Consider the following 25,873-nt stretch of genomic DNA (forward strand, 5'->3'; position numbering starts at 1 on the left):
GCTTCCAGGCAGTCGGCGCGCGCCGGCGTCGGCCGCACTCCCGTCCACAGGCCGGCGCTGGCGGCGGCGCCAGCGGCCGCCGGCAGCTGCAGGGTGCGGCAGCAGAACTCGCCGCGCGCGGTCTGCACGCTGAGCGGAGCGCCCTGCTGCAGACGGCGCAGCAGGTTCTGGCTGTCGCCGCCGAGCAGCTCGGCGCAGCGCCGGCCGAGCAGCAGCTCGCGCGGCAGCTCGAGCAGCGCACAGGCCTGGTCGTTGGCGGCCAGCAGCGTGCCGTCCAGATCGAGGGCCAAGAGGCCCTGCCAGGGCGAGTCGAGGTACTGGCGGCGGCAGTGGAAGGCCATCACCAGTTGCTCGGGATGCAGGCTGGCGAACAGCCGGCTCTCGATCTGGCTGGCGGCCAGCATCAGGGTGGCGAGGTTGTCCTGCGGCTGCGCCATCAGGCCGACGCGGGTCAGGTCGAGCACCCCGACCACGCCGCCCTGCGGGTCGCGGATCGGCACCGAGGTGCAGGAGAACTGGCTGAGGCGGTCGAGGTAGTGCTCGCCGCAGTCGATCAGCGTCGGCCGCGCCTCGACCAGCGCGGTGCCGAGGGCGTTGGTGCCGCGCAGCGCCTCGCTCCAGCAGCTGCCGACGCGCAGGTCGTGCAGGCCGAAGCGCGCCAGTTGGGCGGTCTGCCCCTCGATGGCCAGCACGCGCGCCTCGCTGTCGCCGAGGATGATCAGCCCGCTGTCGCCGAGCTGGCGGGTCAGGTAGTCGAGCTGCGGGGTCGCGGCATCCAGCAGCAGGCGATTGACGGCGAGCACCTGCTCGGCGTCGGGCGCGGCGTCGCTGGCCAGCGCCGGCTCGTCGCAGCTCACGCCGAAGTCGAGGCTGCGCCGCCAGGAGGCGTCGATCTCGGCACGCAGGACGCCTTCGGGCAGTCGCCCGCCGGACCGCAAGGTCTGGCGGATCCTGCGCGAAGCCCCGATGAAGTCTTCTGTTGTTCTTGTCGACAGGGCCATGGGTACTCCAGCGAATCACGACTCGGAAGCCCGCCCCGGCAGGCGCCGGAGTGAGTGGAAACCACCCGCCGGCGCACCAGGTGTGGCCGGGGGAAACCATCGCCCGGGGAGCGGATGGCCGTCGTTCACTGCGCCCCCGGCGCCGGCAGGGCGCAGGGGAGCGGGCGGACAGCATTGCACGGCACCCCGTTGACGTAAAGGTCAACACGGTAGCCGTCCGGACTGCCCGAGTTGCAGCAAGTTCCGCGCCAGAGCGGCGATGCAGGGTGCGCGGAGCGGCACATCGACATTGCCTTTTATTTGATAATATTTATCATTAGATACATTATTACATCACCAAAGAGACCGCCATGCCGTTCACCCCACGCGCCGGACTGATGCTGACACTGTTCGCCAGCGCCCTCCCCGTCCACGCCGCCACCCCACTGGAGCTTGACAGCCTGACGATCGAGGACACCTGGGAAACCGCCGACGGCCCGGTGCAGGGCTATCGCGCCGGCCGCTCGGCCAGCGCCACGCGCACCGACAGCGCCATCGAGGAAATCCCCCAGGCGATCAGCGTGATCCCCGCCCAGGTGCTTGCCGACCTCGACAGCACCAGCGTGGAGCGCGCCCTGGACTTCGCCGGCGGCGTCGCCCGGCAGAACAACTTCGGCGGTCTGACCCTGTACGAGTACAGCGTGCGCGGCTTCGCCACCTCGGAGTTCTACAAGGACGGCTTCAGCGCCAACCGCGGCTACCCCAGCGCCCCGGACGCCGCCAACATCGAGCGCATCGAAGTGCTCAAGGGGCCGGCCGCCAGCCTCTACGGCCGCGGCGACCCGGGCGGCACGGTGAACATCGTCACCAAGAAGCCACAGGCCGAAACCTTCGCCCGCCTGCAGACCAGCGCCGGCAGCTGGGATCGCTACCGCACCAGCCTGGACGCCAACGCGCCGCTGGACGAGGCCGGCAATCTGCTCGGCCGTCTCAACCTGGCGGTGGAGGACAACGGCAGCTTCCGCGATCACGTCGACAACAGCCGCCAGTTCGTCGCCCCCAGCCTGGCCTGGCAGCTCGGTGCCGACACCCGCCTGCTGGTCGAGGGCGAGTTCTCGCGCAGCAACGTGGTGTTCGACCGCGGCATCGTCGCGCCGAACGGCCGGCTGGGCAGCGTGTCGCGCTCGACCTTCCTCGGCGAGCCAAGCGACGGCCACATCGACAACGACAACGACCAGCTGCAGGCCAGCCTCGAACATGTGCTCGACGACAACTGGCACCTGCGCCTGGCCAGCCACTACAAGACCGGGCGCATCGCCGGCTTCGCCTCGGAGAACCAGTCCCTGGCCGCCGACGGCCGCACCCTGACCCGGCGCTTCCGCGAGCGCGACACCACCTGGCACGACAGCATCAGCCAGCTGGAGCTGCACGGCCGCCTGGATCTCGCCGGCATCGAGCACCGCCTGCTGATCGGCGGCGAGTACGAGAACTTCCGCAAGAACGAACGGGTTACCGAGATCCGCCCGCGCAGCGCCATCGACATCTACCAGCCGGTCTACGGCCGTCCGCGCCCGGATGGTGCCCGCTCGGGCAGCGACTTCCACGAACGGGTGACCAGCCAGGCCCTCAACCTGCAGGATCAGCTCGACTTCGGCAACGGCCTGCACGGCCTGCTCGGCGTGCGCCTGGAGCGCTACGAGCAGACCATCGACAACCGGGTCAGCGGCAACAGCACTGACCAGCAGCAGGATGCCGTCACCTGGCGCAGCGGCCTGCTCTATCAACTGACCCCGCAGGTCGGCCTGTTCGCCAACGCCTCGACCTCGTTCAAGCCCAACAGCGGGCTGGACGCCAGTGGCCGCGCCTTCGACCCCGAGGAGGGCATCGGCTACGAGAGCGGCGTCAAGCTGGACCTGTTCGACGGCCGCCTCGGCGCCACCCTGGCCGCCTTCCATCTGACCAAGGAGAACGTGCTGACCGCCGACCCGGCCGACCCGAGCTTCAGCCACGCCGCCGGCGAGGCGCGCAGCCAGGGCATCGACCTGCAGTTCAGCGGCCAGTTGAGCGATGCCCTGCGCCTGATCGGCGCCTGGGCCTGGATCGACGCCGAGGTCACCAAGGACAGCAGCCTGCCCAGCGGCAGCCGCCTGCTCGGCGTGCCCGAGCACAGCGCCAGCCTGCTCGGCGTCTACGAGTTCCGGGACGGCTGGCTCAAGGGCGGCGATCTCGGCGCGGCGCTCACCCACGTCGGCACCCGCCTCGGCCAGAGCGGCAGCGACTTCGAGCTGCCCGCCTACACCACCGTCGACCTGCTCGCCCACTACCCGCTCGGCGAACGCGCACGGCTGGGCGTCAACCTCAACAACGTCTTCGACGAGAAGTACTACGAGCGGTCCTACAGCGCCCTGTGGGTCGCCCCCGGCGCACCGCGCAACCTGACCTTCAACCTGACACTCGACCTCTGACTAAGGAGTCCGCCATGCCCCGTACCCGCCACCTGCTGCTCGCCACCCTGCTCGGCAGCCTGATCGCCGGCCCCGTCGCCGCCCACGGCCTGTGGACCGAGCAGCGCCGCGGCCAGATCGAAACCATCTACGGCCACGGCGCCGAGGACAACGCCTTCAAGGCCGAGAAGATCAGCGGCGCCTGGGCCTTCGACCGCCAGGGTCGCCCGCTCGCCGTGGAGATCCAGCGCCTCGACGACCACGCCCGCCTCAAGCCCGCGGCCGCACCGGCGGTGCTCGCCGTGGCTCTGGACAACGGCGCCTGGTCGCAGACCCCGGAGAAGAAGTGGATCAATGCCGGGCGCAGCCAGGTGCCGGAATCGGTGCGCTCGCTGCACACCTGGAAGTACAGCCTGGCGATCCACGAGGAAGGCGCGCAGCTGCCGGACCTCGCCCCGCTGAAGATGGTCATCGTCCCCGAGCGCGACCCGCTCAGCGTCGGCGCCGGCCACAGGCTGCCGGTGCGCGTGCTGGTGGACGGCAAACCGGCCGCCGGCGTGAAGCTGATCGGCGACTATCGCTGCGCCCCGGACAGCGTCAGCGCGGAAACCGACGCCGAGGGTCGCGCCGAGGTGACGGTGCGCAACGAAGGCCTCAACGTCATCGCCGCCGAAGTCAGCCTGCCGGTGAAGGGCGACAAGGACATCGAGGAACGCGGCCTGTTCGCCTCGCTGACCTTCGTCGGCCAGGCCCATCACGAGTGAGCCCGCCTGCCGGCCCGCCACTGCACGGGCCGGCAGTCTCCAGCACCGATCAGTGCGCGATGCACACCGACTTGATCTCGGTATAGGCCTCGACCGCCGCGCGGCCGAACTCGCGGCCGACGCCGGACTGCTTGACCCCACCGAACGGCATGTTGGGGTCGAGCAGCACGTGGGCGTTGACCCACACGGTGCCGGCCTCGATGCGCGGCACCAGGTTCATCGCCTTGCTCAGGTCGTTGGTCCACAGGCTGGCGGCCAGGCCGTATTCGCTGTCGTTGGCCATGGCGATGGCCTCGTCCTCGTCGTCGAACGGCAGCACCGCGAGCACCGGGCCGAACACCTCGTCGCGGGCGATGCCCATGTCCTGGCGCACGTCGGCCAGCACGGTCGGCTGCACGTAGAAGCCGTCGAGCGCCGGCGCCTGGCCGCCGGTGACCACGCGGGCGCCCTCGGCGCGCGCCCTGTCGATGTGCTCGAGCACGCTCTGCTGCTGCTTGCGCGACACCAGCGGGTTGATCGCCGCGTCGGGGTCGAGGCCCGGACCGAGCGGCAGGCTGGCCACCGCGGCGCCCAGCTTGTCGACGAACTCGGCGTAGCGCGAGCGCTGCACGTAGAAGCGCGAGGCGGCGGCGCACACCTGGCCCTGGTTGAGCAGGCCGCCGAGCAGCGCGCCCTGCACCGCCTTGTCGAGGTCGGCGTCGGCCAGCACGATCATCGGGTTCTTGCCGCCCAGCTCGAGGGCGAAGCGGGTCATGTTCTGCATGGCGGCGATGCCGACGCCGCGGCCCACCTCAGTGGAGCCGGTGAACGACACCTTGCTGACCAGCGGGTGGCCGGCCAGGGCGTTGCCGATGCGGCTGCCGCGGCCGGTGACCAGGTTGAGCGCGCCGGCCGGCACGCCGGCCTCATGGGCCAGCTCGACCAGGCGCAGGGCCGACAGCGGCGTCTCGCTGGCCGGCTTGAGCACCACGGTGCAGCCGCAGGCCAGCGCCGGCATGGCCTTCCACAGGCTGATCATCAGCGGGAAGTTCCACGGGATGATGCCGGCCACCACGCCGACCGGCTCGCGGCGGGCGAAGGCGGTGTAGCGCGCACCCTGCGGCACCGGGATGGACACGTCGAGGGTCTGGCCCTCGATCTTGGTCGCCCAGCCGGCCATGTAGCGCATGAACTCGACGCTGGCGCCGACGTCGAGCATGCGCGAGATGTTGATCGACTTGCCCTGGTTGAGGGTCTCCAGCTGCGCCAGCTCCTCGCCGTGTTCCTCGACCAGCGCGGCGAAGCGCAGCAGGATGCGCTCGCGGTCGGCCGGACGCAGGCCGGACCACACGCCGTTCCTGAACGCGGCGTGCGCCGACTGCACGGCACGGTCGAGCAGCGCCTCGTCGGCCTCGGCGACCTCGGCGATGCGCTCTCCGGTGGCCGGGTTGACCACCGGGCTGCGCGGACTGTCGTCGACCAGCCACTGGCCGTCGATGAAGCAGCCGTGGCGGCGCTGGAGGAAGGCCGCAACCTGCGGCAGGACGTTGACGAGACTCATGCGGGTACCTCGATTCCGGAAATGCGCTGGCGCGCAGGAACGGACGGGCAGCCGCGGGCCGGCCCATCCTCATGGACGGGCCATTGTGCGCAGGCGTCGGCGGCGAAGCTGGTCCGTGCGTGCCAGGCACATTGCCGAGGCTGCCAGGCCGGCTGTACGGGCGAACTCATTCGCCATGGACCGCAGCGCGGCCCCGGAGGTTGCCCAAGGCAGGTCGGTGGCCTGCTTGGCGAATGAATTCGCCCCTACTAACGGACGCCAGGGCGACCGCTACTGGTAGCGCTTGCGGTACTCGCCGGGGGAAACGCCGAAGCGCGCCTTGAAGGCGCTGGAGAAGTAGCTGGCGTCGGAGAAGCCGAAGTCGTAGCCGAGCGCCGACAGCTTGAGTTCGCCGCCGCCATGGCGCAGCGCCTCGGCGCACAGGTCGAGGCGGCGGTTGCGGATGTACTGCGCCACCACCAGCTGGTGGCGGGCGAACAGCCGGTACAGGCCGCGCAGCGACACGCCGATCTCGCGGGCGATCAGCTCGGGGCACAGCTCGGCCTCGCAGATGTGCCGTTCGATGAACGCCTGGGCGCGGCGGAACAGCCGCGCATGCGGATCGTCGTCGCTGTCGCCGCCGGCCAGCGCCGGGCGCAGCAGGCTGACCAGCGCGTCGAGGGTCGCCTCGCTCTCCGCCAGGCTCAGCCCCTCCTGGCGCGCCGATTCGCGCACCAGGCCGTGGGCCAGCACCGCCACCGGGGTGTGCGCGGCGATCCGCGCGCAGCTGCGCACGCTGGAGAAGCGTAGGCTGCGCTCGACCACCTCGCGCGGCAGGATCAGGCTGAGCTGGCGCGAACCCTCGCCGTACTCGAACTCGCTGGGCCGCGCGGCGTCGATCAGGGTGATGTCGCCGGGGGCGAGGACGATGCGCTGGGTGTCCTGGGCCATCTGCGCGCGGCCCTCGAGCTGGAACACCGCGAAGTAGCCCTTGTCCTCGCCGGTGGCCAGTTCGCGCTCGGTACGGTACAGGCGCGCGTGGGCGATGTCGTTGAACGACATGCGCAGCGCGCCACCCTGGTACTGCTCGATGCGCCCGGCGAACTCCTCGCCCAGCGCCTTGGCGCAGAAGCGCCCGCACAGCTCGTTGACGCGCTGCAGCCAGCCGTCGAGCGCCTGGTCCACCGCCATGTGCTTCATGTTCATTCGCCACCTCCCGGCATGCCCAGCATATCGCACGCCAAGAATCGCCGGTCAGGATGCGCCCTTGGGCTTGACCTCGGAGGCCGGCAGGCTCGGCCGGTCGGCCTCCAGCTCGGCGAGCGGCGCGCACTCCTCCATCGCCTCGCGGCAGCGCTGCGCCAGTACCTGGTACTCGCGGGTGCCGGCCTGCTTCCAACGTACTTCCTTGTCGGTGAGCTGGCGGCTGACCCGCGCCGGCGCGCCCATCACCAGCGACTGCTCCTCGCAGGCGAAGCCGGCCTTGACGAAGGCGCAGGCGGCGACGATCGAGCGCGGCGCGATCTGCGCGTCGTCCATCACCACGGCGTTCATACCGACCATGGCGTCCTCGCCGATCTGGCAGCCGTGCAGCACCGCGCCGTGGCCGATGTGGCCGTTGCGGGCGACGCGGGTAACGCTTTCCGGGAAGCCGTGGATCACGCAGGTGTCCTGCAGGTTGGCGCCCTCATCGAGGACGATCCGGCCGAAGTCGCCGCGCAGGCTGGCCAGCGGGCCGACATAGCAGCCGGGACCGACGATCACGTCGCCGATCAGCACGGCGGTGGGATGGACGAAGGCGGTGGGATGGACCACCGGGGTGACCCCGGCGTAACGGTAGCAGGGCATGGGTATTCCTCTTCTTGTTGTTGTGCCCCCGTAGGGGCGAATTCATTCGCCCCTACGGGAAGGTCCGGTTATTCGACGGCGACGTGGCGGCGGCTCTGCACCACCACGAAGCGCCGCGCGACGAAGGCCGCGTCGGTCAGCGCGGCGTTGGCCGCCGGGTTGGCGCCGGTGCCGTGGAAGTCGCTGAATGCCGCCGACTGGTTGACGAACAGGCCGTTGTCCAGATTGACCGACAGCGCCACGCCGACATCCTGCGCCAGCTCCTCGGCCTGCGCCAGCACCGCCTCGTCGGTGGAGTACACCGCCAGGGTCAGCGCGCCCTTCTCGGCGAGGGTCTCGCGCACCAGCTGCAGGCTGTGCGCGGTGTCGTCGCTGGCGATGACGAAGCTGATCGGGCCGAAGCGCTCCTCCGCATAGGCTTCGCGCTGGCTGGCGTCGACCTTGAGCAGCAGCGGGGTGCACACGCGCGCCTCGGGGTACTCGGGATGCACGCGCGTCTCGCTGTCCAGCAGCACCTCACCGAGCGAGCGACAGGCGTCGATGCGCGCCAGGGTGGCCTCGGACTGGATGCAGCCGAGCACGCTGCAGGCGCGCTCGTTGTCAGACAGGAACTTGCTGACGGCGGTGGCCAGGGTCTGCGCCACCTCGTCGAAGCCGAGCACGCCCTCGGCGGTGCGGATACCGCCGCGCGGCACGTAGATGGCCTGCGGGGTGGTGCACATCTGCCCGGAGTACAGGCTGAGACTGAACGCCAGGTTGCGCGCCACCGCCTTGAGGTCGCTCACGCTGTCGATCACCACGCTGTTGAGGCCCGACTTCTCGGTGAACACCTGGGCCTGGCGGGCGTTGTCCTCCAGCCAGTTGCCGAAGGCGCTGGAGCCGGTGAAGTCGATCACCTTGACCCGCGGATCGAGGGCCAGCTGCTTGGCCACCGGCGCCTCCAGGGTATCCGGCACCAGGCTGACCAGCGCCGGGTCGAAGCCGGCCTCGGCCAGCACCTCTTGCGCCACGCGCACGGTCATCGCCACCGGCAGGATGGCGCCGGGGTGCGCCTTGACCAGCACCGGGTTGCCGGTGGCCAGGCTGGCGAACAGGCCCGGATAGGTGTTCCAGGTCGGGAAGGTCGAGCAGGCGATCACCAGGGCGATGCCGCGCGGTACGATGTGGAAGCGCTTGTCCACCACCAGCGGGTCGAGCTTGCCCTGCGGCTTGGTCCAGCGCGCCGTATCCGGCACCTCGCGCAGCAGCTTCCAGGCCTGGGCCACGGCCTCCAGGCCGCGGTCCTGGGAGTGCGGACCGGCGGCCTGGAAGGCCATCGGCAGGCCCTGGCCGGTGGTATGCACGGCGGCGTGGGCGATGTCGAAGCTCTGCGCGTTGAGGCGCTGGAGGATCTCCAGGCACACGCCGATCCACGCCCTGGGGCCGGCAGCGCGCCAGCTCGGCAGCTGCGCCTGCAGGTGGCTCAGCAGGGCGTCGAGGTCCGGCTGGTCGTAGGTGATGCCGAGGTCGAAGCCGTAGGGCGAGCGCTCGCCGCCGACGCGGGTCGAGGGCACCGGACAGTGCAGCTCGAAATGGCGGTCACGCAGCGCGGCGAAGTTGGCCGGGCCGGCGGCCGCGGCCTCCTCGCCGTAGGGACGCTGGCTTTCCGGATAGGGCGTCCAGTGGTCGCGGCTGGCGATGGCCAGGGTGGCGCGCTCGAGCAGCGGCTGGTGGCGGGCGAACAGGTCGAGTGCGGAGACGGTTGCGGGCACGGCGGCTTCCTCGTGGGGTGACGGGCCGGCCCGACAAACACGACATTTGTCTAATGCGCGGCCACTTTCTTGTATCACATCACCTTAACCGCGCCCGGCGGAGAAATCCATACGCCGGGCAAAGCCCTTGCAAATCAAGGAAATGGCAGTAAATCCGGCCTGTCAGGCGGCATTCCGGGCCGCCACGGGGCGCTATCGCCCACCCCTTCCGCTCGTCGGCCGGGGCACGCAAAGCGATAAAACAGACACGAGAAAGCAACTTTGCATTAGTTGATCTGTATCACTTTATGGGTATACTCGGCTCAAACGGCTGCCCCGTTAAAGTCCCGTCCTCCGCGCAGGAACGGGCCCCGGCAGCGACAACAATTCCAAGAACGAGCCCGGCGCCATCTGCCGGCGTGCACCGCGAGGATGTGCCTCCATGCCTCAGACCCTCAGCGTCCTGCCTCCCGAACAGGGCGTGCGCCTGATCACCCTGCAGCGCCCCGAGGCGCTGAATGCCCTCAACACCGAACTGCTCGGCGAACTCGCCGCCGAACTGGATGCCGCCGAAGCCTGCGCCGACACCCGCGCCGTGGTCATCACCGGCAGCCGCCGCGCCTTCGCCGCCGGCGCCGACATCAAGGAGATGGCCGAGCGCGACCTGGTCGGCATCCTCGAGGACCCGCGCCTGGCCCACTGGCAGCGCATCACCCGCTTCTCCAAGCCGCTGATCGCCGCGGTCAACGGCTTCGCCCTCGGCGGCGGCTGCGAGCTGGCCATGCACGCCGACATCCTCATCGCCGGCGAGGACGCCCAGTTCGGCCAGCCGGAAATCAACCTGGCGATCATGCCCGGCGCCGGCGGCACCCAGCGCCTGCTGCGCGCGGTGGGCAAGTCGCTGGCCATGCAGATGGTCCTCACCGGCGAGCCGATCGGCGCCCGCCGCGCCCTCGAGGCGGGCCTGGTCAGCGAGATCACCCAGCCCGAGCTGACCGTCGAGCGCGCCGTGGCCATCGCCCGCAAGATCGCCGAGAAGGCGCCGCTGGCCGTGCGCCTGGCCAAGGAAGCCCTGCTCAAGGCCGAGGACACCGACCTGGCCAGCGGCCTGCGCTTCGAGCGCCACGCCTTCACCCTGCTGGCCGGCACCGAGGACCGCAACGAAGGCATCCGCGCCTTCCAGGAAAAGCGCAAGCCGGCCTACAAGGGCCGCTGAGCGGTCCTTGTGCGACATGAACAGCAAGGGTCGCTGAGCGCGCCCGTCACGACCTGCACCGGGGCGCGCCGCGCGCCCTCCTCTAATAAGAGAGAGCCTTCATGAGCTTCGAACACATCCTCTTCACCATCGAGCAGGGCGTCGCCACCCTGACCCTGAACCGCCCGGCGCAGCTCAACAGCTTCAACGCGCAGATGCACAAGGAAGTCCGCGAGGCCCTCAAGCAGATGCGCCAGAATCCCGAGGCGCGCTGCCTGCTGATCACCGCCAACGGCCGCGGCTTCTGCGCAGGGCAAGACCTCAGCGACCGCAACGTGGCGCCGGGCGCCGCCATGCCGGACCTGGGCGAGTCGATCGAGAAGAACTACAACCCGCTGATCCGCACCCTGCGCGACCTGCCGATGCCGGTGGTGTGCGCGGTCAACGGCGTGGCCGCCGGCGCCGGCGCCAACATCGCCCTGGCCTGCGACATCACCCTCGCCGCCCGCTCGGCCAGCTTCATCCAGGCGTTCTGCAAGATCGGCCTGGTGCCGGACTCCGGCGGCACCTGGACCCTGCCGCGCGCGGTCGGCATGGCCCGCGCCAAGGCCCTCGCCCTGCTGGGCGACAAGCTCAGCGCCGAGCAGGCCGAGCAGTGGGGCATGATCTGGCGCTGCGTCGACGACGAGACCCTGCAGGACGAGGCGCTCAAGCTGGCCCGCCACCTGGCCGCCCAGCCGACCTACGGCCTGGCGCTGATCAAGCGCGCGCTGAACGCCAGCGCCAGCAACAGCTTCGACGAGCAGCTCGACCTGGAGCGCGACCTGCAGCGCCTGGCCGGGCGCAGCGAGGACTATCGCGAGGGCGTCGCCGCCTTCATGGAAAAACGCACCCCCGAGTTCAAGGGCCGCTGAAATGACCGCACTGAATAAAGACGCCGCCGTCGCGGTGATCGGCGCCGGCGCCATGGGCGCCGGCATCGCCCAGGTGGCCGCCCAGGCCGGCCATCCGGTCGCCCTGTTCGACACCCGCGAAGGCGCCGCCGCCCAGGCCATCGCCGGCATCGCCAAGCAGCTCGGCAAGCGCGTCGACGCCGGCAAGCTGGACGCCGCCGAGCGCGACACCGTGGTCGCCCGCCTGACCCCGGCCGCCCGCCTGGAAGATCTCGAAGGCAGCGCTCTGGTGGTCGAGGCCATCGTCGAGAACCTGGAGGTCAAGCGCGGCCTGTTCGCACAGCTGGAAGCGATCTGCGGCGACGCCTGCATCCTCGCCAGCAACACCTCCTCGCTGTCGATCACCTCGCTGGCCGCCACCCTCAAGCGCCCCGAGCGCGTCGCCGGCCTGCACTTCTTCAACCCGGCGCCGGTGATGGCGCTGGTGGAGATCGTCGCCGGCCTGGCCAGCGACAAGGCAGTGGTCGACTGCCTGTACGCCACCGCCAGGGCCTGGGGCAAGAAGCCGGTGCATACCAAATCGACGCCGGGCTTTATCGTCAACCGCGTGGCCCGGCCGTTCTACGCCGAGAGCCTGCGCCTGCTGCAGGAAGGCGCAGGCGACTGCGCCAGCCTCGACGCCCTGCTGCGCGACGCCGGCGGCTTCCGCATGGGCGCCTTCGAGCTGACCGACCTGATCGGCCACGACGTCAACTACGCGGTGACCTGCTCGGTGTTCGACGCCTACTACGGCGACTTCCGCTTCCAGCCCTCGCTGATCCAGAAGGAGCTGGTCGACGCCGGCCGCTTCGGCCGCAAGAGCGGCCGCGGCTTCTACGACTACGCCGAAGGCGCCGAGCGTCCGGCTCCGCAGAGCCTGCCGGCCGCCGCCAGGCCCGAGTGCGTGGTGGTGGAAGGCGACCTCGGCCCGGCCAGCGCGCTGATCGAGCGCATCGAAACCTGCGGCGTGCAAATCGTCCGCCGCGACGGCGCCGGCCTGATCCGTGTCGGCGAAGCGGTGCTGGCGCTCAGCGACGGCCGCCTGGCCGCCGAGCGCGCCCGCGACGAGGGCCTGCGCAACCTGGCCGTGTTCGACCTGGCCCTCGACTACGCCAAGGCGACCCGCCTGGCCGTGGCCTTCGCCGCCGGCAGCGACAGTGCCGCCCGCGAAGCGGTCGCCGGCCTGCTGCAGGCCGCCGGCCTCGAAGTCACCGAAGTGACCGACAGTCCGGCGCTGGTGGTGCTGCGCACCGTGGCGATGCTCGCCAACGAGGCCGCCGACGCCGTGCTGCAGGGCGTCGGCACTGCCGCCGACATCGACCTGGCCATGTGCGCCGGGGTCAACTATCCGAAGGGCCCGCTGGCCTGGGCCGACGCCATCGGCGTGGGCACCGTGCTGAGCGTGCTCGACAACCTGCAGCGCAGCTACGGCGAGGACCGCTACCGCCCGTCCCTGCTGCTGCGCCGCCTGCACTGCGCCGGGGAGCGTTTCCATGGCTGAGCATCTTCATAACGACGACAACGGCCAGCTGCCGCCGCAGGAACTGGCCGAGGCCTGCGCCGCCGCCATGTACGAGCGCGACCTGGCCGTGCGCCACCTCGGCATCGAGGTGCTGCGCATGGCGCCGGGCGAGGCCGACCTGCAGATGACCGTCAGCGAGATCATGATCCAGGGTCACAACAGCTGCCACGGCGGCTACCTGTTCACCCTCGCCGACTCGGCGTTCGCCTACGCCTGCAACAGCTACGACGACGCCTGCGTGGCGCTCGGCTGCAGCATCGACTACATCGCCCCCGGCCGCCTCGGCGACGTGCTCACCGCACGCGCCACCCAGGTCAGCCGCAGCGGCCGCACCGGCAACTACGACGTGCGCATCGAGAACCAGCACGGCCAGCTGATCGCCGTGTTCCACGGCAAGTCCTACAAGATCCGCGGCACCGTCCGCCAGCAGGAGAACCAGGCATGAGTGAAGCCCTGATCATCGACGCCATCCGCACCCCGATCGGCCGCTACGCCGGCGCGCTGTCCGCCGTGCGTGCCGACGACCTCGGCGCCGTGCCGCTGCGCGCCCTGATGGCCCGCAACCCGCAGGTCGACTGGACCGCCGTCGACGACGTGATCTTCGGCTGCGCCAACCAGGCCGGCGAGGACAACCGCAACGTCGCGCGCATGTCCTCCCTGCTCGCCGGCCTGCCGATCAACGTGCCGGGCACCACCGTCAACCGCCTGTGCGGCTCGGGCATTGACGCCATCGGCAGCGCCGCCCGCGCGCTGCGCTGCGGCGAGGCCCAGCTGATGATCGCCGGCGGCGTGGAATCCATGTCGCGCGCGCCGTTCGTGATGGGCAAGGCCGAGAGCGCCTTCTCGCGCTCGGCGGAAATGTTCGACACCACCATCGGCTGGCGCTTCGTCAACGCCATCATGAAGAAGGAGTTCGGCATCGACTCGATGCCGGAGACCGCCGAGAACGTCGCCGAGCAGTTCAACGTCTCGCGCGCCGACCAGGACGCCTTCGCCCTGCGCAGCCAGCAGAAGACCGGCGCGGCCATGGCGCGCGGCCGCTTCGAGCGCGAGATCGTCCCGGTGGAGATTCCCCAGCGCAAGGGCCCGGCCAAGGTCGTCGCCCAGGACGAGCACCCGCGTCCGGACACCACCCTCGAGATGCTGGCCAAGCTCGGCACGCCGTTCCGCGACGGCGGCAGCGTCACCGCCGGCAACGCCTCGGGCGTCAATGACGGCGCCTGCGCCCTGCTGCTGGCCAGCCCGCAAGCCGCCCAGCGCTTCGGCCTCAAGGCCCGCGGCCGCGTGGTGGCGATGGCCAGCGCCGGCGTCGAGCCACGCATCATGGGCATCGGCCCGGTGCCGGCCACCCGCAAGGTGCTGGAGATCGCCGGCCTGAGCCTGGCCGACATGGACGTGATCGAGCTCAACGAGGCGTTCGCCGCCCAGGGCCTGGCCGTGCTGCGCGAGCTGGGCATCGCCGACGACGACGCCCGCGTCAACCCTAACGGCGGCGCCATCGCCCTCGGCCACCCGCTGGGCATGAGCGGCGCGCGCCTGGTGACCACCGCGCTCAACGAACTGGAGGAGCGCCAGGGCCGCTACGCGCTGTGCACCATGTGCATCGGCGTCGGCCAGGGCATCGCCATGGTCATCGAACGCCTGTGATACCCGGCGCAGCGCGCCCCGCCCCGTGAGCGCGCTACGCTGATCGACGATTCGCAATAACAAGAAGAACGGGCGGCCTCGCCAGTCGCCCGTGGCTCCACACAAGAACAAAGAGAGACGCCATGAACGCCATGCACAATGCCTCTGCGCACACCGCCATCATCGACCCGATGGAAACCGCCAGCCTCGACCACCTGCGCGCTCACCAGCTCGAGCGCCTGCGCTGGACCCTGCAGCACGCCTACGACAACGTGCCGGTGTACCGCCAGAAGTTCGACGCCCTCGGCGTGCACCCGAGCGACCTGAAGTCGCTGGCCGACCTGGCCAAGTTCCCCTTCACCGGCAAGTCGGATCTGCGCGAGAACTATCCGTTCGGCATGTTCGCCGTGCCGATGGAACAGGTGTCGCGCATCCACGCCTCCAGCGGCACCACCGGCCAGCCCACCGTGGTCGGCTACACCGCCAACGACATCGACACCTGGGCCAACCTGGTGGCGCGCTCGATCCGCGCTGCCGGCGGCCGTCCGGGCGACCGCATCCACGTCGCCTACGGCTACGGCCTGTTCACCGGCGGCCTGGGCGCCCACTACGGCGCCGAGCGCCTGGGCTGCACGGTGATCCCGATGTCCGGCGGCCAGACCGAGAAGCAGGTCCAGCTGATCAAGGACTTCCAGCCGGACATCATCATGGTCACCCCGTCGTACATGCTGAACATCGCCGACGAGCTGGAGCGCCAGGGCATCGACCCGCACAAGCTGGCGCTGCGCCTGGGCATCTTCGGCGCCGAGCCGTGGACCGGCCAGCTGCGCGGCGAGCTGGAGAGCCGCCTGGGCATCCAGGCCATGGACATCTACGGCCTGTCCGAGGTGATGGGCCCGGGCGTGGCCATGGAGTGCGCCGACTGCAAGGACGGTCCGACCATCTGGGAAGACCACTTCTACCCGGAGATCATCGACCCGGTGACCGGCGAGGTGCTGCCGGACGGCCAGATGGGCGAGCTGGTGTTCACCTCGCTGTCCAAGGAAGCGCTGCCGATGATCCGCTACCGCACCCGTGACCTGACCCGCCTGCTGCCGGGCACCACCCGTGCCATGCGCCGCATCGACAAGATCACCGGGCGCAGCGACGACATGCTGATCATCCGTGGCGTCAACGTGTTCCCGACCCAGATCGAGGAGCAGGTGCTGAAAGTCAAACAGCTTTCCGCACAGTACGAGCTGCACGTGTATCGCAACGGCAACCTCGACGGCATGGACGTGCACGTCGAGCTCAAGCCCGAGTTCGAGCAGCTGGGCGACGCCGAGCGCAGCGCGGTGAGCCGCGAGCTGGCCCACCACATCAAGAGCAGCGTCGGCATCAGCACGCGCATCGAGCTCAAGGCGCCGTTCGCCCTCAAGCGCTCGGAAGGCAAGGCCTGCCACGTCTACGACAAGCGCAAGAGCGCCTGATCCGCATCACCCCAGAGCCCCGCTTCGGCGGGGCTTTTTTTCGCCTGCTGGAAGCCCGCTGCGCCGATCGTGCCCACGCTCTGCGTGGGCATGCCGCCACGGGCGCTCCAGCGCCCAGGGACGCGGAGCGTCCCGTCCCGGGCTCCCACGCCGGAGCGTGGGAGCCATCAGGCTCGGCGGCTCTGAAAACCCTCCCGCTCATCGCCAAAACGCACAAAGCGACACTGAAAATATTTTCTTGCATGTGATTTGTGTATCATATAAAAATACTCAACGCCCAGGCCCTGCCCTGCCTGCAACCCCGGCTGGAGAAAACAAGAAAATGTACGCACAACTCGTCGAAACCGGAGTCAAGCGCGTCAAGAGCCTCGAGGAGATGACTCCCGAGGAGCGCGCCTTCCAGGAACGCATCGATGCCGAGATCAAGATCGAGCCGAAGAACTGGATGCCGGACGCCTATCGCCAGACCCTGATCCGCCAGATCTCCCAGCACGCCCACTCGGAAATCGTCGGCATGCTGCCGGAAGGCAACTGGGTCACCCGCGCGCCGACCCTCAAGCGCAAGCTGCAGCTGATGGCCAAGATCCAGGACGAGGCCGGCCACGGCATGTACCTGTACAGCGCCATGGAGACCCTCGGCGCCGACCGCGACGAGGAGATCGACAAGCTGCACGCCGGCAAGGCCAAGTACTCGAGCATCTTCAACTACCCGACCCTGAACTGGGCCGACATGGGTGCGGTGGGCTGGCTGGTCGACGGCGCCGCCATCGTCAACCAGGTGGTGCTGCAGCGCACCAGCTACGGTCCCTACTCGCGCGCGATGATCCGCATCTGCAAGGAAGAGAGCTTCCACCAGCGCCAGGGCTACGAAATCCTCCTGACCATGATGCGCCACGGCAACCAGGCCCAGAAGGACATGGTCCAGGACGCCATCAACCGCCTGTGGTGGCCGGCGCTGATGATGTTCGGCCCGAGCGACGCCGACTCGCCGAACAGCGCCCAGTCGATGGCCTGGAAGATCAAGCGCATGAGCAACGACGACCTGCGCCAGCGCTTCATCGACCAGACCGTGCCGCAACTCGAATTCCTCGGCTGCACCGCTCCCGACCCGGACCTCAAGTGGAACGAGGAGCGCGGCCACTACGACTTCGGCCAGATCAACTGGCAGGAGTTCTACGACGTGCTCAAGGGCAACGGCCCGTGCAACCGCGAACGCATCGCCACCCGCCGCAAGGCGCTCGAGGATGGCAAGTGGGTCCGCGAAGCCGCCGTCGCCCACGCCGCCAAACGCCAACAAAAACAAAACGCTGCCTGATCGGCGCCTGAATCGGAGAACCCCGCCATGTCCGAATGGATCCTTTTTGAAGTCTTCGTCCGCTCCAAGCACGGCCTGAACCACAAGCACGTCGGCAGCGTGCACGCCGCCGATGCCAACATGGCCCTGGAGAGCGCCCGCGACCTGTACACCCGCCGCAACGAAGGCGTGAGCATCTGGGTCGTGCCCTCGGCGCAGATCACCGCCACCGCCGGCGACGAGAAAGAGCCGTTCTTCGACCCGTCCCAGGACAAGGTCTATCGTCACGCCAGCTTCTACGAGCTGCCCGACGAAGTCGGTCACATGTGAGGAAGCCGGTCATGACTGACAACAAGAACGACCTGATCGAATACCTGCTGCGCCTCGGCGACAACGCCATGATCAACGGCCAGCGCCTGTGCGAGTGGTGCGGCCACGCGCCGGCCCTGGAAGAGGAAATGGCGCTGATGAACGTCGCCCTCGACCTGGTCGGTCAGGCGCGCAACTGGTACGAGTACGCCGCCGAGCTGCTGGCCGATGGTCGCGACGCCGACCAGTTGGCCTTCACCCGCGACGAGCGCGACTTCCGTAACACCCTGCTGGTCGAGCAGCCCAACGGCGACTACGCGGTGACCACCGCCAAGCTGTTCCTGTTCGACGCCTGGCACCTGCACACCCTGCAGGCGCTGTCCGCCTCCAGCGACGAGCGCATCGCCGCCATCGCCGCCAAGGCCCTCAAGGAAGCGACCTACCACCTGCGCCGCTCCGGCGAGTGGGTCGAGCGCCTGGGCGACGGCACCGAGGAAAGCCGCCAGCGCATGCTCGCCGCCATCGACGAGCTGTGGCGCTTCACCGGCGACCTGCTGGCCGGCGACGAGATCCAGCAGCGCCTGGCCACCGCCGGCATCGCCGCCGACGCCGAGGCCGTGGCGAGCGCCTGGCAGGCCACCGTCGAGCAGGTGTTCGGCGCCGCCAGCCTGCCGGTGCCGCAGCCGGCCAGCTACTTCTACCTGGACGGCAAGCGCGGCCTGCACACCGAGCACCTGGGCATCCTGCTGGCGGAGATGCAGTTCCTGCAGCGCGCCTACCCGGGTGCGACCTGGTAAGCCCGGTCCGCAACCGACGATCCGCGGAGGAGCCATGAGCAAAGATTCCGAGCTCGACGCCCTGTTCGGCGGCAGCCCCGTCGCCGGCATGGGCAGCAGCGATCAGCCCTCCGGGCTGATCGCCTCCGACGGCGGCGCCCGCGAGGCGGACGAGTCCGACCTGCCGCGCGCCTGGCAGGTGCTGGAGCAGGTGATGGACCCGGAGGTGCCGGTGGTCAGCGTGATCGACCTCGGCATCATCCGCGACGTCGCCTGGGTCGACGGCCACCTGCAGGTGGCCGTGACGCCGACCTACTCCGGCTGCCCGGCCACCGAGCTGATCGAGAGCGAGGTGAGCAAGGCCCTGGAGCGCGCCGGCTTCCGCGCCCCGCGCATCGAGCGCCGCCTGGCGCCGGCCTGGACCACCGACTGGATCAGCGAGCAGGGCCGCGAGCGCCTGCGCGCCTTCGGCATCGCCCCGCCGTCCGGCAGCACCAGCAAGCGCAGCCTGCTCGGCGAGAAGGACGAGATCAGCTGCCCGCACTGCGGCAGCCACGACACCGAGGTGGTCAGCCAGTTCGGGTCCACCGCCTGCAAGGCCCTGTACCGTTGCCGCTCCTGCCTGGAGCCCTTCGACTATTTCAAGTGCATCTGAACGGCTCGCCCACCGCCGCGACGCGGGCCTGGAGAATAACAAGATGAGCAAGTTCCATACGCTGACCATCCGCGAAGTGCGCCCGGAAACCCGCGACACGGTGTCCGTGGCCTTCACCGTGCCCGCCGAGCTCAGGGACAGCTTCCACTACACCCAGGGCCAGCACCTGGTGATGCGCACCCAGATCGACGGCGAGGAAGTGCGCCGCACCTACTCGATCTGCAGCGCGGTGAGCGAGGACGACCTGCGCGTGGCGATCAAGCGCGTGGACGGCGGCCTGTTCTCCAACTTCGCCAACGACCAGCTCAAGGCCGGGCAGACCCTGGAAGTGATGCCGCCGGCCGGCCACTTCTCCATCCCGCTGGATCCGGCGCGCGCCGGCAACTACCTGGCAGTGGCCGCCGGCAGCGGCATCACGCCGATCATGTCGATCGTCAAGACCACCCTGGAAACCGAGCCGGACAGCCGCTTCACCCTGATCTACGGCAACCGCTCCAGCGCCAGCACCATCTTCCGCGAGCAGCTCGAGGACCTGAAGAACCAGTACCTCGACCGCCTCAACCTGATCTTCGTGTTCAGCCGCGAGCAGCAGGACATCGACCTGTACAACGGCCGCATCGACGCCGCCAAGTGCGACGCGCTGTTCGCCCGCTGGGTCGACGCGCCGAACCTCGACGCCGCCTTCATCTGCGGCCCGGTGGAGATGACCGAGTGCGTGCGCGACGCCCTGCGCCGCCACGACCTGATCAACGAGCGCATCCACTTCGAGCTGTTCACCGCCGGCACCCCGGGCGCCGCCGCCGAGAAGCGCGCCGCCCGCGAGGCCGCGGCCAGGACCTCCGGCGCAGTCAGCCACGTCACCGTGACCAGCGACGGCCGCAGCATGAGCTTCGACCTGGCGCGCAACACCCAGAGCCTGCTCGATGCCGGCAACGCCCACGGCATGGAGCTGCCCTACTCGTGCAAGGCCGGTGTGTGCTCCACCTGCAAGTGCAAGGTGGTCAAGGGCGAGGTGGAGATGGACGCCAACTTCGCGCTGGAGGACTACGAGGTGGCCGCCGGCTACGTGCTGTCCTGCCAGGCCTTCCCGGTCAGCGACGAGGTTGTGCTGGACTTCGACCAGCTCTGATTCCTCGTGCACTCCTGCGGCGCCCCCCGGCGCCGCGGGACAGAACAATCACGGGCGGCCATGACCGCCCGTTCTGCCTTGCTTCAGGAGATTCCCTGATGACCACCCTGCAAAGTTTCATCGGCGGCCGCTGGATCGGCGCCGACGCCGCCCAGGCGCTGAAGAGCGCCATCGACGGCCACATCGTCGCCCACACCCACGCCGACAAGCTCGACTTCACCGAGGCGGTGAGCTTCGCCCGCCAGAGCGGCACCCCGGCGCTGATGAAGCTGGACTTCCAGAGCCGCGCGCAGATCCTCAAGGCGCTCGGCAAGTACCTGATGGAGCGCAAGGAGCAGCTCTACGCGATCAGCCACCACAGCGGCGCGACCCGCGTGGACAGCTGGATCGACATCGAGGGCGGCGCCGGCACCCTGTTCGCCTACGCCAGCATGGGCACCCGCGAGCTGCCCTCCGGCAACCTGGTCCACGAAGGCCCGGCCATCCCGCTGGGCAAGCAGAACCACTTCGCCGGCACCCACATCCTGGTGCCGCGCGGCGGCCTGGCCGTGCACATCAACGCCTTCAACTTCCCGATCTGGGGCATGCTGGAGAAGTTCGCGCCGACCTTCCTCGCCGGCATGCCGTGCATCGTCAAGCCGGCCACCGCGACCAGCTACGTCACCGAGGCCTGCGTGCGCCTGATGCACGAATCCGGCCTGCTGCCCGAGGGCAGCCTGCAGCTGATCGTCGGCAGCACCGGCGACCTGCTCGACCGTCTGGAAGGCCCGGACGTGGTGACCTTCACCGGCTCGGCCGACACCGCCGCCAAGCTGCGCGTGCACCCCAACCTGATCCGCAACTCGATCCCGTTCAACGCCGAGGCCGACTCGCTGAACTGCGCGATCCTCGCCCCGGACGTGACCCCGGACGACGAGGAGTTCGAGCTGTTCGTCAAGGAAGTCGCCCGCGAGATGACGGTCAAGGCCGGTCAGAAGTGCACCGCCATCCGCCGCATCATCGTCCCCGAGAACCGCATCGACGCCGTCGCCGAGCGCCTGGCCGCGCGCCTGGCCAAGGTGGTGGTCGGCGACCCGAGCAAGGAAGGCGTGAAGATGGGCGCGCTGGCCTCCCACGACCAGTTCGAGGACGTCTCCGGCCGGGTCGAGGCCCTGCTGGCCAGCAGCGAGCTGCTGTTCCGCGGCGAGGCGCAGTTCGTCGGTGACCAGGTCGCCGAGGGCGCGTTCTTCGCCCCGACCCTGCTCAAGAGCCGCGACCCGCACGCCGCCGGCGGTGCCCACGACATCGAGGCCTTCGGCCCGGTCAGCACCCTGATGGGCTACGCCGAGATCGACGAGGCGCTGGCCCTGGCCGCGCGCGGCAAGGGCAGCCTGGTGTCCACCCTGGTGACCCGCGACCCGCGCGTCGCCGCCCGGGTGGTGCCGGCCGCCGCCGCCTGGCACGGCCGCGTGCACGTGCTGGACGCCGAGGCCGCCAAGGAATCCACCGGCCACGGCTCGCCGCTGCCGATGCTCAAGCACGGCGGCCCGGGCCGCGCCGGCGGCGGCGAGGAGCTGGGCGGCATCCGTGCGGTCAAGCACTACCTGCAGCGCACCGCGGTGCAGGGTTCGCCGACCATGCTCAGCGCCATCACCGGCGAGTACGTGCGCGGCGCCAAGGTCATCGAGACCGAGGTGCACCCGTTCCGTCGCCACTTCGAGGAGCTGCAGATCGGCGAGTCGCTGCTGACCCACCGCCGCACCGTCACCGAGGCCGACCTGGTCAACTTCGGCTGCCTGTCGGGCGATCACTTCTACATGCACTTCGACGAGATCGCGGCGAAGGAATCGCAGTTCGGCAAGCGCATCGCCCACGGCTACTTCGTGCTGTCGGCCGCCGCCGGCCTGTTCGTCTCCCCCGGCGTCGGCCCGGTGCTGGCCAACTACGGCCTCGACACCCTGCGCTTCGTCAGCCCGGTGGGCATCGGCGACACCATCCAGGCGCGCCTGACCTGCAAGCGCAAGATCGACCAGGGCAAGCAGTCCAGCCTCGGCACCCCGCAGGGCGTGGTGGCCTGGGACGTGGAAGTCACCAACCAGAACGGCGAGCTGGTCGCCAGCTACGACATCCTGACCCTGGTGGCCAAGCGCGGCTGAGCCCTTCGCAAGACTTCGCCGCGCCCCGCCGGCGCGGCGTCACTGCAGGACGGTTTGCGGCGCGGCCCAGGGCCGGCGCTCCGCCACAAGCGGGGCCCGTTCCTCGGCCCGCCCCAAGCCCCTCACGCTGCCGTCCGGCAGCGTTTCGGTTGGACTCCAGATCCGTCTCTCAGCGCCGGCCCCGTGCCGGCGTCTTTTTGTCCGCGCCGCCCGCCTGACACCTCGTTCGGCTTCCTGAATTCAGGAAGCCCTGCGCGCGCCTCAGCCCGCCAGCCAGTCCAGCGCAAAGGCCACTCCCACCACCACGGCGATACCGCTGGCCACCAGCGCCGCCCCGGCGGCGATGTCCTTGGCCGCACCGATCTCCGGATGGCGTTCAGGGTGCAGGTGGTCGATCAGGGTTTCCAGCGCGCTGTTGACCAGCTCGGCCACCAGCACCAGGCCCACCGCCAGCGCCAGCAGCGCCCACCACAGCGGCGCCGGTCGCGTCGCCAGCAGCACCGCCAGCACCGCCGCGGCGGCCAGCAGGTGGCTGCGCAGGCTGCCCTCGCGCTGCACCGCCAGGCGCAGCCCGTGCAGGGCGAAGCCCACGCGCCTGATGAACGGCTGTCCCTTCATCCCCATTCCTCCCCATGTCCCTGAATTTCAGGGTAGCCAAGCCGTGGCAGCCCCTGTGGCCAGTTCAATGCCGGTGCCCGGGCACCCAGCGGCAGGGCCCTTCCCGATGGACCGCGGCAGGCGACAAGCAGCCGCCCTCTCTCCGGCGCCCATTTCCACGAGCGGGCATCCTGGGCTTAACTGGCATGACGGGCAGCGGCTGCTGGCCGTAGTGGATGAGGAAGCCGATATGGGCAGGCAAGGCGATCAGCCGAAGCCGGGCGGTGCTCTGCCGCCGGTCTCGAAGAAGGCCTACAAGAAGGCCCTGCGCAAGCTGCAGGTCGAACTGGTCAAGCTACAGCACCACTTCATCGCATGCGACGACAAGATCCTGATCATCCTCGAGGGCCGCGATGCGGCCGGCAAGGACGGCACCATCAAGCGCATCATCCAGCACCTCAGCCCACGCGAGACGCGCGTGGTCGCCCTCGGTCGGCCCTCGGACCGCGACCGCTCGTCGTGGTATTTCCAGCGCTTCGCGCCGCACCTGCCGTCCGCCCAGGAACTCGTGCTGTTCAACCGCAGCTGGTACAACCGCGCCGGCGTAGAGCGGGTGATGGGCTTCTGCAGCGAGGCCGAATACGAGGAGTTCATGGGCTCGGTGCAGGAGTTCGAGAGCATGCTGGTCCGCTCCGGGATCAAGCTGTTCAAGTACTACCTCGACATCAGCAAGGAGGAGCAGAAGAGGCGCCTGGCGGAGCGCAAGGCGAACCCGCTCAAGCAATGGAAGTCCAGCCCGATCGACGACCAGGCGCTCAAGCAGTGGAAGGCCTACAGCCAGGCCCGCAACGAGATGCTGGCGCGCACCCATACCCTCACGGCGCCCTGGACCCTGGTGCGCGCCGACAGCAAGCGCCTGACCCGGCTCAACCTGATCAAGGACCTGCTCAGCCGGCTGCACTACGCCGGCAAGGATGAGCGCCTGCTGCGCGCCGACCCGGGGATCGTCTTCACTTACGCCTACTCGAACATCGGCGACGGCCAGCTGGAGCCCTGACCCGGGGCTCGCCTGCCGGCCACTGGCAGAGAGACGCAGCATGGGCAAAGCGCAACGCACAGGCTCCTCCCGCTGGCTGCAGCGCCTGGCTCCCGGGCTGGCCGCGCTGCTCGCCTACCGACGCAGCGATCTGCCGCGCGACCTGGTCGCCGGCGTGTCGGTGGCCGCAGTCGCCCTGCCGGTCGGCGTCGCCTATGCCCAGCTCGCCGGCTTCAGCCCGGTGGTCGGCCTGTATGCCAGCATCCTGCCGCTGCTGGTCTATGCCCTGTTCGGCACCTCGCGCCAGCTGATCGTCGGCCCCGACGCGGCGACCTGCGCGCTGGTCGCCTCGGCAGTGGCACCGCTCGCCGCCGGCGACGGAGCACTCTACCTGTCGCTGTCGGTCGCCCTCGCTGCGCTGGCCGGGCTGTTCTGCATCCTGGCCAGCTTCATCCGCCTCGGCGCACTGGCCGACTTCCTCTCCAAGCCGATCCTGGTCGGCTTCCTCAACGGAGTGTCCGTGCACATCCTCGCCGGGCAGCTGGGCAAGCTGGCCGGCGTGCCCGTCGATGCGCCCGGCGTGGTGCCGGCGAGCCTGCAGCTGCTGCGTCAGCACGCCGACTACCACTGGCCGACCCTGCTGGTCGGCCTGGGCGCCTTCGCCGTGCTGCTGCTCTCGCCACGTCTGCTGCCGCGCCTGCCGGCCGCCCTGCTGGCGCTGGTGGTCAGCGCCATGGTGGTCGCCGTCCTCGGCCTCGACCAGCTCGGCGTGGCGGTGGTCGGCGCGGTGCCGGCGGGCCTGCCGGAGCTGAAGCTGCCGCACATTCCCTGGGAGACGCTCGACGAGCTGGTGGCCGCCGCGCTGGGCGTGGCGCTGGTCAGCTTCTCCAGCATGATGCTCACGGCGCGCAGCTTCGCCGCCAAGAACCACTACGACATCGATGCCGACCGCGAATTCGCCGCCCTCGGCGCGGCAAACATCGCCGCGGCGCTGAGCCAGAGCTTCGCCATCAGCGGCGCCGACTCGCGCACCGCGATGAGCGACGCCGCCGGCGGCCGCACCCAGCTGACCGGGATCATCGCCGCGCTGTCGATCGCCGTGGTGCTGCTGTTCCTCAGCGAGCCCCTGCGTTTCGTGCCGATCGCCGCGCTGGCCGCGGTGCTGATCATGGCCTCGATATCCCTGCTCGACCTGCGCGGCCTGCTGCGCCTGTACCACTTCAGCCGGGTCGAGTTCGCCTTCGCCATGCTGGCCACCTTCGGGGTGATCTGGGTGGGCGCCATCAAGGCGATCCTGGTGGTGCTCATCCTCTCGCTGATCCGCTTCGTCATGCTCTCCTCGCGGCCGCGCATCGATGTGCTCGGCAAGGTGGAGGGCATCCCCGGGTTCCACCCGCTGGCCAACTACCCGCAGGCGACCACCTGGCCCGGCCTGCTGTTGCTGCGCTTCAATGCGCCGGTGGTGTTCTTCAACGCCAACTACTTCCGTCAGCAGGTGGAGCGCGCCGTCGAACGCGCCGGCGACGGCCTGCGCTGGCTGGTGGTGGACGCCATGCCGATCACCCAGTCGGATGTCACCGGCTACTTCGCGGTCGAAGGCCTGAAGGCGACCCTGCGCCAGAAAGGCGTGCAGCTGGTGGTCGCCGGGCGCTACAAAGAGATCGCCGAATGGCGCAAGGCGCACGCGCTGGAGAAGGACGACACCCTGTACTTCCCGACCATCCGCAAGGCGGTGAAGGCGTTTCTCGACCGTCAGGCGGATGGCGATGCCGGGCAGACATGAGCGCCGCGCGGGGGCCGCTGCGGGTCCGCACCCCGACCTTCCCAGCGAGGCCGACAGCGGCATCCCTGCTCCGGTCATGTCCCCGTCAGGCGCGCATGCTACCCTCCAGCGGGTATCCATTTTTCATGCG

22 protein-coding genes are annotated in these 25,873 nt (G+C 69.7%); 16 read left to right on the plus strand and 6 right to left on the minus strand.

Annotation, left to right across the window (positions count from 1 at the left end):
- Positions 1–1,001 (minus strand): PAS domain-containing protein (locus E5198_RS03585; protein WP_136488651.1); only part of this gene is annotated, 1,001 nt, incomplete at its 3' end.
- 350 nt (positions 1,002–1,351) lie between these two features.
- On the opposite strand from E5198_RS03585, the gene E5198_RS03590 reads away from it, so the two are divergent.
- Positions 1,352–3,445 carry a TonB-dependent siderophore receptor gene (locus E5198_RS03590; RefSeq protein WP_136488652.1) on the plus strand — a complete coding sequence of 698 codons (2,094 nt, stop codon included), beginning with the start codon at positions 1,352–1,354 and terminating at the stop codon, positions 3,443–3,445.
- Positions 3,446–3,459: 14 nt separating this feature from the next.
- Entirely contained in the window at positions 3,460–4,188 is a 729-nt protein-coding gene (locus tag E5198_RS03595) for a DUF4198 domain-containing protein (protein ID WP_136488653.1), read from the plus strand.
- A 49-nt stretch (positions 4,189–4,237) separates the two neighbouring features.
- Here E5198_RS03595 and E5198_RS03600 read toward each other — a convergent pair whose 3' ends face one another.
- The 4 genes from E5198_RS03600 to paaN all read right to left on the minus strand — a co-directional run bounded on the left by E5198_RS03600 (position 4,238) and on the right by paaN (position 9,306).
- The gene (locus tag E5198_RS03600; RefSeq protein WP_136488654.1) at positions 4,238–5,728 is read right to left on the minus strand and encodes an aldehyde dehydrogenase family protein; all 1,491 of its coding nucleotides are present in this window, start codon (positions 5,726–5,728) and stop codon (positions 4,238–4,240) included.
- Between the two features lie 270 nt (positions 5,729–5,998).
- Positions 5,999–6,913, minus strand: coding sequence for a transcriptional regulator FeaR (gene feaR / locus E5198_RS03605; protein WP_136488655.1), 915 nt, complete (start codon positions 6,911–6,913; stop codon positions 5,999–6,001).
- A gap of 48 nt (positions 6,914–6,961) precedes the next feature.
- Positions 6,962–7,555, minus strand: coding sequence for a phenylacetic acid degradation protein PaaY (gene paaY, locus E5198_RS03610; protein ID WP_136488656.1), 594 nt, complete (start codon positions 7,553–7,555; stop codon positions 6,962–6,964).
- Positions 7,556–7,623: 68 nt separating this feature from the next.
- A complete protein-coding gene (gene paaN, locus E5198_RS03615; protein ID WP_136488657.1) occupies positions 7,624–9,306 on the minus strand; it encodes a phenylacetic acid degradation protein PaaN in 1,683 nt (560 codons plus the stop codon).
- Between the two features lie 421 nt (positions 9,307–9,727).
- Between paaN and paaF the strand changes: the two genes are divergently transcribed.
- The 12 genes from paaF to paaZ all read left to right on the plus strand — a co-directional run bounded on the left by paaF (position 9,728) and on the right by paaZ (position 22,327).
- Positions 9,728–10,501, plus strand: coding sequence for a 2,3-dehydroadipyl-CoA hydratase PaaF (gene paaF, locus E5198_RS03620; RefSeq protein ID WP_136488658.1), 774 nt, complete (start codon positions 9,728–9,730; stop codon positions 10,499–10,501).
- Between the two features lie 101 nt (positions 10,502–10,602).
- On the plus strand, positions 10,603–11,394 hold the full coding sequence (gene paaG, locus E5198_RS03625) for a 2-(1,2-epoxy-1,2-dihydrophenyl)acetyl-CoA isomerase PaaG (protein WP_136488659.1): 792 nt from the start codon (positions 10,603–10,605) through the stop codon (positions 11,392–11,394).
- A 1-nt stretch (position 11,395) separates the two neighbouring features.
- The gene (gene paaH, locus E5198_RS03630; protein WP_136488660.1) at positions 11,396–12,913 is read left to right on the plus strand and encodes a 3-hydroxyacyl-CoA dehydrogenase PaaH; all 1,518 of its coding nucleotides are present in this window, start codon (positions 11,396–11,398) and stop codon (positions 12,911–12,913) included.
- Complete coding sequence (gene paaI, locus E5198_RS03635) at positions 12,906–13,379, plus strand: hydroxyphenylacetyl-CoA thioesterase PaaI (RefSeq protein WP_136488661.1); 474 nt, start codon at positions 12,906–12,908, stop codon at positions 13,377–13,379. Before paaH ends, paaI begins: the two co-directional genes overlap by 8 nt.
- Positions 13,376–14,581, plus strand: coding sequence for a 3-oxoadipyl-CoA thiolase (pcaF, locus tag E5198_RS03640; protein ID WP_136488662.1), 1,206 nt, complete (start codon positions 13,376–13,378; stop codon positions 14,579–14,581). The genes paaI and pcaF overlap by 4 nt, the downstream gene beginning before the upstream one ends.
- A 122-nt stretch (positions 14,582–14,703) precedes the next feature.
- Complete coding sequence (paaK, locus tag E5198_RS03645) at positions 14,704–16,029, plus strand: phenylacetate--CoA ligase PaaK (RefSeq protein ID WP_136488663.1); 1,326 nt, start codon at positions 14,704–14,706, stop codon at positions 16,027–16,029.
- Between the two features lie 322 nt (positions 16,030–16,351).
- Positions 16,352–17,344: a 1,2-phenylacetyl-CoA epoxidase subunit PaaA gene (gene paaA / locus E5198_RS03650; RefSeq protein ID WP_136488664.1), complete on the plus strand. Its 993-nt coding sequence runs from the start codon at positions 16,352–16,354 to the stop codon at positions 17,342–17,344.
- A gap of 27 nt (positions 17,345–17,371) precedes the next feature.
- Complete coding sequence (gene paaB, locus E5198_RS03655; protein ID WP_090212460.1) at positions 17,372–17,653, plus strand: 1,2-phenylacetyl-CoA epoxidase subunit PaaB; 282 nt, start codon at positions 17,372–17,374, stop codon at positions 17,651–17,653.
- 11 nt (positions 17,654–17,664) lie between these two features.
- On the plus strand, positions 17,665–18,429 hold the full coding sequence (gene paaC / locus E5198_RS03660) for a 1,2-phenylacetyl-CoA epoxidase subunit PaaC (protein WP_136488665.1): 765 nt from the start codon (positions 17,665–17,667) through the stop codon (positions 18,427–18,429).
- Between the two features lie 88 nt (positions 18,430–18,517).
- Entirely contained in the window at positions 18,518–19,063 is a 546-nt protein-coding gene (gene paaD / locus E5198_RS03665; protein ID WP_136488713.1) for a 1,2-phenylacetyl-CoA epoxidase subunit PaaD, read from the plus strand.
- Between the two features lie 43 nt (positions 19,064–19,106).
- Positions 19,107–20,192 carry a 1,2-phenylacetyl-CoA epoxidase subunit PaaE gene (gene paaE / locus E5198_RS03670; RefSeq protein WP_136488666.1) on the plus strand — a complete coding sequence of 362 codons (1,086 nt, stop codon included), beginning with the start codon at positions 19,107–19,109 and terminating at the stop codon, positions 20,190–20,192.
- A gap of 98 nt (positions 20,193–20,290) precedes the next feature.
- A complete protein-coding gene (gene paaZ / locus E5198_RS03675; protein WP_136488667.1) occupies positions 20,291–22,327 on the plus strand; it encodes a phenylacetic acid degradation bifunctional protein PaaZ in 2,037 nt (678 codons plus the stop codon).
- Between the two features lie 261 nt (positions 22,328–22,588).
- Here the strand turns inward: paaZ and E5198_RS03680 are convergent, their stop codons facing one another.
- Positions 22,589–22,945 carry a diacylglycerol kinase gene (locus tag E5198_RS03680; protein ID WP_136488668.1) on the minus strand — a complete coding sequence of 119 codons (357 nt, stop codon included), beginning with the start codon at positions 22,943–22,945 and terminating at the stop codon, positions 22,589–22,591.
- Positions 22,946–23,174: 229 nt separating this feature from the next.
- Between E5198_RS03680 and ppk2 the strand changes: the two genes are divergently transcribed.
- Positions 23,175–23,981 (plus strand): polyphosphate kinase 2, encoded by an 807-nt coding sequence (gene ppk2, locus E5198_RS03685; RefSeq protein WP_136488669.1) that lies wholly within the window; start codon positions 23,175–23,177, stop codon positions 23,979–23,981.
- A 40-nt stretch (positions 23,982–24,021) separates the two neighbouring features.
- On the plus strand, positions 24,022–25,743 hold the full coding sequence (locus E5198_RS03690; protein ID WP_168772468.1) for a SulP family inorganic anion transporter: 1,722 nt from the start codon (positions 24,022–24,024) through the stop codon (positions 25,741–25,743).
- Positions 25,744–25,873 lie beyond the last annotated feature (130 nt).

The sequence above is a fragment of the Pseudomonas sp. A-1 genome (genome assembly GCF_004801855.1).
Taxonomy (GTDB): domain Bacteria; phylum Pseudomonadota; class Gammaproteobacteria; order Pseudomonadales; family Pseudomonadaceae; genus Geopseudomonas.